The following is a 9047-nucleotide window of genomic DNA, read 5'->3' on the forward strand; positions in this document are numbered from 1 at the left end:
AACCGACACCTGAGACGGAAGGACATCCCGTGATCGGCAAGACTTTGCGCCTGCCCGGCACCGAACTCCACTACGAACTCGACGGCAGCGGACCGGTGCTGCTCCTGGTACCCGGCGGCCCCGCCGACGCCACCGCGTTCACCGGCCTGCGCCCCCTGCTGACCAGCCGTTACACCGTGGTCACCTTCGACCCGCGCGGCATCTCGCGCAGCGCCGTCACCGGTGAGCCCGGGCCCGACCTGGTGGGCGACCACGCCGAAGACGTGCACCGCCTGCTGGCCGAGATCGGCGGCGAGCCCGCGTACGTGTTCGCCAACAGCGGCGGCGCCATCACGATGCTGGAACACCTCAAGCGCCACCCCGGCCAGGTCCGCACCCTCGTCGCCCACGAGCCCCCGGTCAGCCGCTACCTCGGCGAGATGCTCGCCGAAGGCCCGGACATTCCCGCGATCTACCGCGAGCACGGCACCGAGGCCGCGTTCGCCGCGTTCATGGCCGGCACCGGCTTCGAGGTCCCGCCGCCGCCCGCCGCCCCCACCCCCGAGGAAATCGAGCAGGGCAAACGGATGCAGGCCAACCTCGGCTTCTTCTTCGGTCACCTGATGGCCGCGATCGGCCAGTGGGAGCCCGACCTCGACGCCCTGCGTGCCTCCTCCGCCCGCCTCGTCATCGGAGTCGGCGCCGCCGCCGAAGGCACCCCCGCCCACACCGCCGGCCTCGGGCTGGCCCGCGAACTCGGCCTGGAGCCCGTGCCGTTCACCGGCGACCACGGCGGTTTCGCCGGGCAGCCGGGGCCGTTCGCGGAGCAGCTGACCGCCGTCCTCGACCAGCACTAGGAGAACCCCGTGCGCTACCTGCTGATGATCGCCGGCGAAGGCGAACCGACCGAAGAACAGATGGCGGTCGGCTGCGGCGGCTGGTCCGACGACCTGCTCGCCCGCGGCGTCCTCGTCAGCGGCGGCGGTCTGCACCCGCCGGCCTCCGCCACCACCGTCCGCGTGCGGGGCGGCGGCGTCCAGCTCAGCGACGGCCCGTTCGCCGAGAGCAAGGAGCAGATCGGCGGCTACGCCATGATCGACTGCGCCGACCTCGACGAGGCCGTCGACATCGCCTCCCGCCACCCCGCCGCGGCGTACGGCGCCATCGAAGTCCGCCCCATGCTGGGCTGAGCACCCGAGGAGAGAAGAGCCATGCCGTCCTTTGTGGACCGTCCTGCCCAGCGCTACGCGGGGTTCCGCGACACCGTCACCGTCGAGGGCCTGCGCGAAGTGGCCCACCGCATCGCCGCCATCGTCGGCGCGCTCGCCGCCCGGGGCGTCACGCCCGCCGGTGCGCCGTTCTTCCGCTACCTCGTGATCGGGCCCGGGATGAGCAGCCTGACCGTGGAAGCCGGCGTACCGATCGAGGCCCCCGTGGACCTCGGCGAGGAGTACTTCACCGACGTCGTGCCCGCCGGGAAGTACGCCATGAGCACCCACCACGGCGCCCCGGACGGCCTCCACGCGGCGACCGCCGCCATCCTGGCCTGGGGCGAACAGGAAGGCGTGCGCTGGGACCGCACCGAAACCCCCGCCGGCGAACACTGGGCCGCCCGCATCGAGGTCTACCGCACCGACCCCCGCCAAGAGCCCGACGCGACCAAATGGGAGACCGACCTGTACCTCCGCCTCGCCGACTGACCCACCCGAACTCGGCGCTTACCTACCCGAGTCCGCCCCTGCCCTGCCCGGCCAGATCCCGCCCGGCCAGATCCCGCCCGGCTCGATGCTGCCCAGCCCAGCCCAGCCCTGCCCGGCTCGGTGCGGCCCTGCCCGGCTCGGATCGGCCCACCCGTGCCGATCCGAGCAGGGCGGCCGAACCGGATCGAGCTGAACCGGCGCCTCTCTGCCGGCTCGACTGGCCGGACCGGGCAACCACCTCGGCCTGCCCCGGGCTGAGCCGGGGGCGAGCCCGACTCAGCAGTGGCCCCGGGCCAGCCAGCCGCCGAGTAGGCAGCCGAAGCCGGCGGTTGCGGTCAGGGCGCGGACGAGGTTCCAGCGGACCCAGGCGGTCTCGAATCGGGCCCGTAGCTCGGACAAAGGGGCGGTGCCGCGCTCGAGCGCGTTGTTCATCGGGATGTTCACCGCCGCCGTGATCACGATCGTGACCAGCAGCAGCGCGAACCCCGCGACCAGCCACGGCAACGCGCGGCGCCCGTCCGCGGGCAGGTGCAACACCGCGGCCGCCGCGGCGAGCAGGGGCGCGCCGAGAAAAGTGAGCAGGAACCAGCCGTTGACGATGGCGATGTTGATCTGCCGCATCGCCGTGACGAACGTGTGGTCGTCCGCCCGCGCCAGGCCCGGCATCACCGACACCGCGTACGCGTAGAACAAACCCGCGATCAGCCCCGCCGCGACGATCGCCGCCACGAGGACCACCCCGGACACCGAAGACATCGTACTTTCCTTTCCCGCAGCCGAAACCGTCATCTCGCCCAAGCCCGGGCGCAATCCGCGAACATCGCAGCCTCCTCCTCCGGCATCCCCGACACCGACGGCGATCTCGGCCGCCCAGGACCAGGGCTGTCGTTTCGGAAGTCATGAAAGTGAGTCAAGCTCGGCGGAGCGAGACGATCCATGGTTCAGGGGCTCGATATCATGTTTCAGCGTCTACGATGGTCGGCATGGACCCGCTCGCCGCGCTGCTCGACGGCCCTCGCGCCCACGGGGCGTTCCTGCTCCGCTCGGTGCTGCGGCCACCGTGGTCGCTGCGCATCGAGGACCGGGCCCCGCTCACGCTCGTGGCCCTGGTGACCGGCGACGCGTGGATCGTGCCCGACCACGGGACCCCGTCCCGGCTGGTCGCGGGCGACGTCGCGATCGTGCGCGGCCCCGAGCCGTACCTGTTCGCCGACGACCCGGCCACCCCGCCGCAGGCGGTGATCCTGCCCGGACAGGAATGTCGGACCCCCGACGGCGGGCACCTCACCGACCTCGTCGACACCGGTGTCCGCACCTGGGGCAGCCCGGCCGACGGCAAGGCTCGCGACGCAGCGGGTGCCGGAACCAGCGCCCGGGCCACCGCTGAGGCCAGCCCCCAGACCAGTGGCGGAACCAGCGCCGAGACCAACACCGGAACCGGCGCGCAGGCCAGTGGCGGAACCAGCGGCGAGACCAACACCAGAACCAGCGGCGAGGCCACCAGAACCGACGGCGGAACCAACCCCGAGACCGTGCTGCTCACCGGCACATACCCCGCCGTCGGCGAGGTGTCGCGCCGGCTGCTTGCCGCGTTGCCCCACGTCCTGGTGGTGCGCGCGGACGAGTGGGACAGCCCGCTCGTGCCCCTGCTCGCCGAGGAGATCGGCCGGGACGTCCCCGGCCAGGAAGCCGTTCTCGACCGGCTGCTGGACCTGCTGCTCATCGCCGCGTTGCGGACCTGGTTCGCCCGCCCGGACGCCGCCGCGCCGGCCTGGTACCGGGCGCACGAGGACGCGGTCGTCGGCCAGGCCTTGCGGCTGCTGCAGGATCGGCCCGACCGGCCGTGGACCGTCGCCGCGCTGGCTGCCGGCACCGGCGTCTCCCGTGCCGCGCTGGCCCGTCGCTTCACCGGCACCGTCGGCGAGCCACCGATGGCCTACCTCGCCGCGTGGCGCCTGGCGCTGGCCGCGGACCTGCTGCGCCAGCAGCCCGACACCACCATCGGCGCGATCGCCCGCCAGGTCGGCTACGGCAGCTCGTTCGCGCTGAGTGCCGCCTTCAAACGCGAGTACGGCCGCAGCCCCCAGCAGTACCGGGCCCGCGTGCCGGCCTGATCGCCGAAGCCGCGTACCCCACGCGCGGCTTCGGCAACGCGGCCCGGCTCAGGCGGCTGCTTCGCCGGTGACGACGCGGTCCACGAAGCCGTACGCCAGCGCCTCCTCGGCGTCGAACCAGCGGTCGCGATCAGCGTCGGCGGTGATGCGCTCGACCGTCTGCCCGGTCTGGCGCGCGGTGATCTCGGCCATGCGCCGCTTCATCTTCCCGAACACCTCGGCCTGGATCGCGATGTCGCTCGCCGCCCCCGAGATCCCCGCCGACGGCTGGTGCATCACCACTCGCGTGCTCGGCAGCAGGTATCGCTTGCCGCGGGTGCCCGAGGACAGCAGGAACTGCCCCATCGACGCGACGAACCCCAGCCCCCAGGTGGCCACGTCCGGCTTCACCAGCTGCATAGTGTCGTAGATCGCCATGCCCGCGGTGACCGAGCCGCCGGGCGAGTTGATGTAGAAGGTGATGTCCTTCTCGGCGTCGTCGGCCGCGAGCAGCAGCAGCTGCGCGGTGATCCGGTTCGCCACCTCGTCGGTGACCTCCGTGCCGAGGAACACGATCCGGTCGCGCAGCAGCTGCTCGTACACCGAGTCGTTGAGCGACTGTCCACCCTGGACTTCCAGCACCGGTACCGCGGTCATCGTCTTCTCCTGCCTGCGTTCGGATCCTCTGTCCTGACCGAACGTAGGACGTGCGGGGCCACCGGCGGGGCCTCGTTCGCTCACGGCGTGCGGGGTTCGCTCGTGGCGATCACCCCGGGGCTCAGCCCGCCATCAGTTCCGCCACCCTCGCGGCACCCTGCGGCGACAGGAACACCTCCAGGTTGGCGGCGGACTCCGCGGCCGCTTCGGCGGCGCGGGCCTGCATTGTCGCCTCGAAGTCCGCGATCGGGGTGCCGGCGGCGATCGCCAGCGCCAGCTCCGCGCCGTCGAGCATCGCCAGGTTCGCGCCCAGGCCGGCGAACGGCGACATCAGGTGCGCGGCGTCCCCGAGCAACGTCACTCCCGGGACGTTCGGCCAGCTCAGGCCCACCGGCAAGGCGGCGACCCTGACCTGCATGACCGAGCCGGTCGCCGCGTCCACCAGCTCGACGAAATCCGGCGACCAGCCCGCGTACAGCTCCTTGAGCGCCGCGCGGGTGGCGGCCGGGTCGTCGAACGGGATGCCCGAGGTGGTGAACCAGTCCTCGCCGCCACGCACCGTCAGGTTGACCCGGACGCTGCCGTCGCCGCTGCGCTGGGCCGAGAGCGCCCGGTTCACCCCGATCACCATGAGGCTGCCGCGTCCCACCCGCTCCGACAACGCGGGGTGGTCGCGGTCGATGGCCGGGATGTTCAGCGAGACGGCGTTCGCGCCGGAGTGCACCGGCTCCTCGGGCGTGACCAGCGGGCGGATCCGGGACGACGCGCCGTCCGCGCCCACCAGCAGATCGCATTCGGCGGTCGTGCCGTCGGACAGCCGCAGCCGGTGCCGGCCACCGGGCAGCGGCACCGCCTCGGTCACGGCCTGTCCCCAGTGGACGGTGCCGGGCGGCAGCGAGTCGAGCAGCAGCGTGCGCAGGGCCGGCCGGTCGGCCTCGGGACGCTCGAACGGCGCGGCTTCGTCCGGGGTGTCCTTGCGCAACACCAGGGCGCCGGTGTGGTCGTACACCAGCAGGTCCTGGCCGTCCGGGCGGGCGATGGCGCGGAAGCCCTCGGTCAGGCCGGCCTCGTGCAGGGCGCGCTGGCCGGCCTCGACGGTGAGGTCGAGGCTGCCGCCCTGGACCCGGGCGGTGGGCGAGGCGTCGCGCTCGTAGACCACGGACTCGATGCCGTGGACGTGCAGGACACGGGCGAGCGTGAGGCCGCCGAGCCCGGCTCCGGCGATGGCGATGCGGGTCATGAAGCACTCTCCTTCGATACGCTGTATTTAGACAATACACTGTATCGAACGGGGCGTTGTATCGTTACCCCCACCGAACCGGAGGAGAACGATGAGCGAGCTCGTGTGGGAGCGGCCCGAGCCGCCGGCCCGCCCCGCGCCCAGTCCGCTGAGCCGCGAGGGGATCGTCGCCGCGGCCTGCGAACTGGCCGACGCGGACGGCCTCGAAGCGGTGTCGCTGCGCAAGGTCGCGGCCGCGCTCGGCGCCGGCCCCATGCGGCTCTACGGTTACCTGGACACCAAGGAAGAGCTGCTCGACCTGATGGCCGACGCGGTGTACGGCGAGCTGGACCGGCCCGCCCCGGACGACGACTGGCGGACCGCCATGCGCTGCGTCGCCCGCTCGCTGCGCGATCTGGCCCACCGGCACGAATGGTTCGCCGACCTGATCGGCGGCCGCCCCAGCCTCGGCCCGAACGCGCTGGCCTACATGGAGGCCACGCTCGCCGCACTGGGCGACTTCGGCCGCCTCGAAGACGCGATGCAGGCCATGCACACCGTGAACTCCTACGTCATCGGCGCGGTCCGCGACGAGGTCACCGGCCGGCGTGTCGAACGTGCTTCCGGCCAGGACGAGGGCCAGTGGCTGCAGGCGTCCGGCCCCTACCTGGAGCGGGTGTTCGCCACCGGCCGCTACCCCACCCTCGAACGCGTCGTGCGCGAGACCACCCACCCCGACCGGGACACCGAGTTCGAGGTCGGACTGGAACAGGTGCTCAACGGGGTCGCGCCTCGCTGAACCCCGCGCACGGCGAGCCGGTTACCGCTTAAGCGGGGAGATTTGCCACCATGACCGCATGGACGAACTGGGCCCGACAACCCGCGTGATGCACGCGATGGAGCAGCTCTGGGCCGAGGTCCGGCGCCGGCACCCGGACGTGCCCGACGCCATCCTCGTGCTCGCGTCCGGGACGATGGGCACCACCACCGAGATCCACGGCCACTTCGCACGGTCGCGCTGGCACGTCGGCGAAGGCCACGAGCCGCGCGCGGAGTTCTTCCTCGGTGGCGAGGGGCTGCGCCGTCCGGCTGCCGCCATCCTCGGGACCACCCTGCACGAGGCGGCGCACGGCCTCGCCGCGACCCGCGACATCGTCGACGTCAGCGACGGCCGGTACCACAACAAGAAGTTCGCCGCCCTCGCCCGCGAACTGGGCGTGGCGGCCGAGCAGGCCGACCGGATCGGCTGGTCGGTCACCACCGCGCTGCCCGCGACCGTGGCGTCGTACCAGGCTCAGCTCGCCGTCCTCGGAAACGCGCTGAAAGTCTGGCGCCACACCGAAACCGAGGTCGCGCAGCGGGCCCAGGACCGTGCCGGGCCGCCACCCGACGACCTGGCCGAACCCGGCGATCCCGAGCAGCCGGTCCTGCCGCCGGTCAACGTCGCCCCGGTCGACGGCCGCGGCGCCCACCGCGGCGGCGCCAACTACTTCGCCGCCGTCTGCCGGTGCCCGAAACCCCGCCGCATCCGCGCGGCGCTGTCCGTCTTCGACCTCGGCGACATCACGTGCGGGGTGTGCGGCGAGGCGTTCAGTGTGGTCGGGAGCCAGATCCTTCAGCGGTGACGCGGCTCCGGGACTGGTCCCGGCGCGAGCGGTACATCATGGTGGCATGACGACGCTGACATTCCGTTGCCTGGCCATCACGGCAGGTGCGCTGATGACGACAGTTGTCTCGGTGGGTTGCAGCACCCAAGTGGATGGCACCGGTTCCGCGAGCGCGCCGCCCGCTGTCTCGAAGAGCGCGACCAGCTCGGCGCCGACGCAGCCGAGCGCGAAGGACGGCACGAACTACAAAGCCTGTCTCGGCGGCGACTGTGAGATCACAGTGTCCAAACCGGTCACGATCACGTTGTCCGATTCCCCGATCGACGCCGGACCCTTCACGGTGCAGAAGATAACTGCCGACAGCGTTGAGGTGAGCATGGCCCTCCCCGCCGGGCCCAGCCTCGGCGCCACCATCAAAAAGGGCTGCACGACCGCCTTCTACGCGAACAACGCCAGCGGATTGGCGGTCACATCGTGCTCGAGGGAACCCGATGACATCGTCGGCATGTATGTCAAGCAAATCGTGACCGTAAAGGGCATCACTGACGGCGACGCAATCCTGAACCTGAAATCCGAGTAAGGATCTACTGCTCCTCCAACGCTTGTTCGCGCATCTGGCGGACGGTGTCCGCGAGGGCGTCGTGGCGCTGCTGTAGCTCGGTTGCCGCTGCTGCGCGTTCGGCGAGTTCCGTGCGGAGACCGGCGAGCTGCTCGTGCAGCGGCGCCAGCGCGTCGGCGTACTGACGGGTGGCCGCGGTCAGCTGGCCGCTCAGATCGGCGATCCGCTGATCGGCGGCCTCCCGCGCGCCGTGCAGCTGATCGGCGAACTCGTCGGTGCGAGTCCGGAGCCGGTGCTCCCAATCCTCGGTGAGCGACGCACGGAGCTGCTGCTGTTGCCGGTCGGCGTCCTGCCGGAGCCGGTCGAGCCGCTCCACCGCCTCGGCCCGCTCGCCGGCCAGCGTGTTCTGCAACGCGGTCACCCGGTCCTGGGCGGCGGCCACCTGGTCGAGGGCGCGCTGGCGATCGGCCTCGGCGATGTCCTTCGCCTGCCGGGCGGACTGTCGCGCGGCGGCCGCCTGATCGCGTTCCTTGACGGCGGCACGCGCTTCCTGCCGCGCGGCCAAGAGGCCGGCGCGATCGTCTTCGGCCTGAAGCCGGGCCTGCTCGGCCTCGGCCGACGCCTGGTCCCGCTTCGCCGTCGCCTGATCTGCCAGCACTAGCGCCTGATCGCGCGCGGTGTCCGCGGCCGCCTTGTCGGACAGTGCGGACAGCGTCTCGTCCGCGATCCGGGTCCGGAGCGAGGTCAGCTCGTCCCGCACCGGCTCCAGCGCGGCCAGCAACGTCGCCGCACGATCGTCGACGACCTGGACGTCGACGTGTGTCATCGACTGGTCCGGCCCGTACACCTGGACCCAGATCTCCCGGTTTTCGTCCAGCATCGCGCAGCTGATCACCTTCGCGCCCCACTGGCCGTAACGGCCGGGGTCGGCCGGGCAGTACGGCGTGGGCCGGCCGCCACGAGACGGCAGCGGGGGCAGCCGGCGGCCGCAGTAGGCGCAGTGCCCCACCCCGTCCGCGGCGATCGCCCGCAACGTCGCCTCGCGCCGCTCCTCCCGGCTCCCCCGGCGCGCCGGGGCATCTTCGCTGGTCTCAGCAGCCTCTTGCTCCACTCTGACAGCCTATCAGGTTCGAGTTTTGAATCTAAAACCTATAGATTCTGATACACAACTACAACTGAAAGGCAAGATGGAACGCTAGAGGCATATGGATAAGGAGGATTATTCATATGAAC

General features: G+C 71.7%; 10 protein-coding genes and 1 pseudogene. 7 read left to right on the forward strand and 4 right to left on the reverse strand.

Translation table 11 applies throughout. The features are described from left to right. Positions 1-104: 104 nt before the first annotated feature. The 3 genes and pseudogenes from BMY97_RS48230 to BMY97_RS06040 form a co-directional block, all read left to right on the forward strand. Positions 105-836: pseudogene (locus BMY97_RS48230) on the forward strand (alpha/beta fold hydrolase); the annotation flags it as partial. Positions 837-845: 9 nt separating this feature from the next. Continuing rightward, positions 846-1169, forward strand: coding sequence for a YciI family protein (locus BMY97_RS06035; protein WP_091613694.1), 324 nt, complete (start codon positions 846-848; stop codon positions 1167-1169). 21 nt (positions 1170-1190) lie between these two features. After that, entirely contained in the window at positions 1191-1679 is a 489-nt protein-coding gene (locus tag BMY97_RS06040) for a GyrI-like domain-containing protein (RefSeq protein ID WP_091613697.1), read from the forward strand. A 276-nt stretch (positions 1680-1955) separates the two neighbouring features. Here BMY97_RS06040 and BMY97_RS06045 read toward each other — a convergent pair whose 3' ends face one another. Next, on the reverse strand, positions 1956-2435 hold the full coding sequence (locus BMY97_RS06045; RefSeq protein ID WP_091613700.1) for an anthrone oxygenase family protein: 480 nt from the start codon (positions 2433-2435) through the stop codon (positions 1956-1958). Between the two features lie 227 nt (positions 2436-2662). Between BMY97_RS06045 and BMY97_RS06050 the strand changes: the two genes are divergently transcribed. Then, positions 2663-3793, forward strand: a complete 1131-nt coding sequence (locus BMY97_RS06050; RefSeq protein ID WP_091614587.1) for an AraC family transcriptional regulator — start codon at positions 2663-2665, stop codon at positions 3791-3793. A 48-nt stretch (positions 3794-3841) separates the two neighbouring features. On the opposite strand, the gene BMY97_RS06055 is transcribed toward BMY97_RS06050, so the two are convergent. Together BMY97_RS06055 and BMY97_RS06060 are read right to left on the reverse strand one after the other, a co-directional pair. Then, positions 3842-4429, reverse strand: a complete 588-nt coding sequence (locus BMY97_RS06055) for a ClpP family protease (RefSeq protein WP_091613703.1) — start codon at positions 4427-4429, stop codon at positions 3842-3844. A 121-nt stretch (positions 4430-4550) separates the two neighbouring features. Beyond that, positions 4551-5669 carry an FAD-dependent oxidoreductase gene (locus BMY97_RS06060; protein WP_091613706.1) on the reverse strand — a complete coding sequence of 373 codons (1119 nt, stop codon included), beginning with the start codon at positions 5667-5669 and terminating at the stop codon, positions 4551-4553. Positions 5670-5760: 91 nt separating this feature from the next. Here BMY97_RS06060 and BMY97_RS06065 point away from each other — a divergent pair, with 91 nt between their 5' ends. From BMY97_RS06065 to BMY97_RS06075, 3 genes are read left to right on the forward strand one after another with little or no spacing between them, the layout of a single operon-like run. Then, positions 5761-6447, forward strand: coding sequence for a TetR/AcrR family transcriptional regulator (locus BMY97_RS06065; protein ID WP_091613708.1), 687 nt, complete (start codon positions 5761-5763; stop codon positions 6445-6447). Between the two features lie 58 nt (positions 6448-6505). After that, on the forward strand, positions 6506-7273 hold the full coding sequence (locus BMY97_RS06070) for a hypothetical protein (RefSeq protein WP_245787175.1): 768 nt from the start codon (positions 6506-6508) through the stop codon (positions 7271-7273). Positions 7274-7319: 46 nt separating this feature from the next. Continuing rightward, positions 7320-7835 carry a hypothetical protein gene (locus BMY97_RS06075; protein WP_143086131.1) on the forward strand — a complete coding sequence of 172 codons (516 nt, stop codon included), beginning with the start codon at positions 7320-7322 and terminating at the stop codon, positions 7833-7835. Positions 7836-7839: 4 nt separating this feature from the next. Here the strand turns inward: BMY97_RS06075 and BMY97_RS06080 are convergent, their stop codons facing one another. Next, on the reverse strand, positions 7840-8925 hold the full coding sequence (locus tag BMY97_RS06080; protein ID WP_143086132.1) for a coiled-coil domain-containing protein: 1086 nt from the start codon (positions 8923-8925) through the stop codon (positions 7840-7842). Between the last annotated feature and the right edge of the window lie 122 nt (positions 8926-9047).

Origin of the sequence: Amycolatopsis saalfeldensis, from assembly GCF_900110575.1 — a bacterium.
In the GTDB taxonomy this organism is placed as follows: domain Bacteria; phylum Actinomycetota; class Actinomycetes; order Mycobacteriales; family Pseudonocardiaceae; genus Amycolatopsis; species Amycolatopsis saalfeldensis.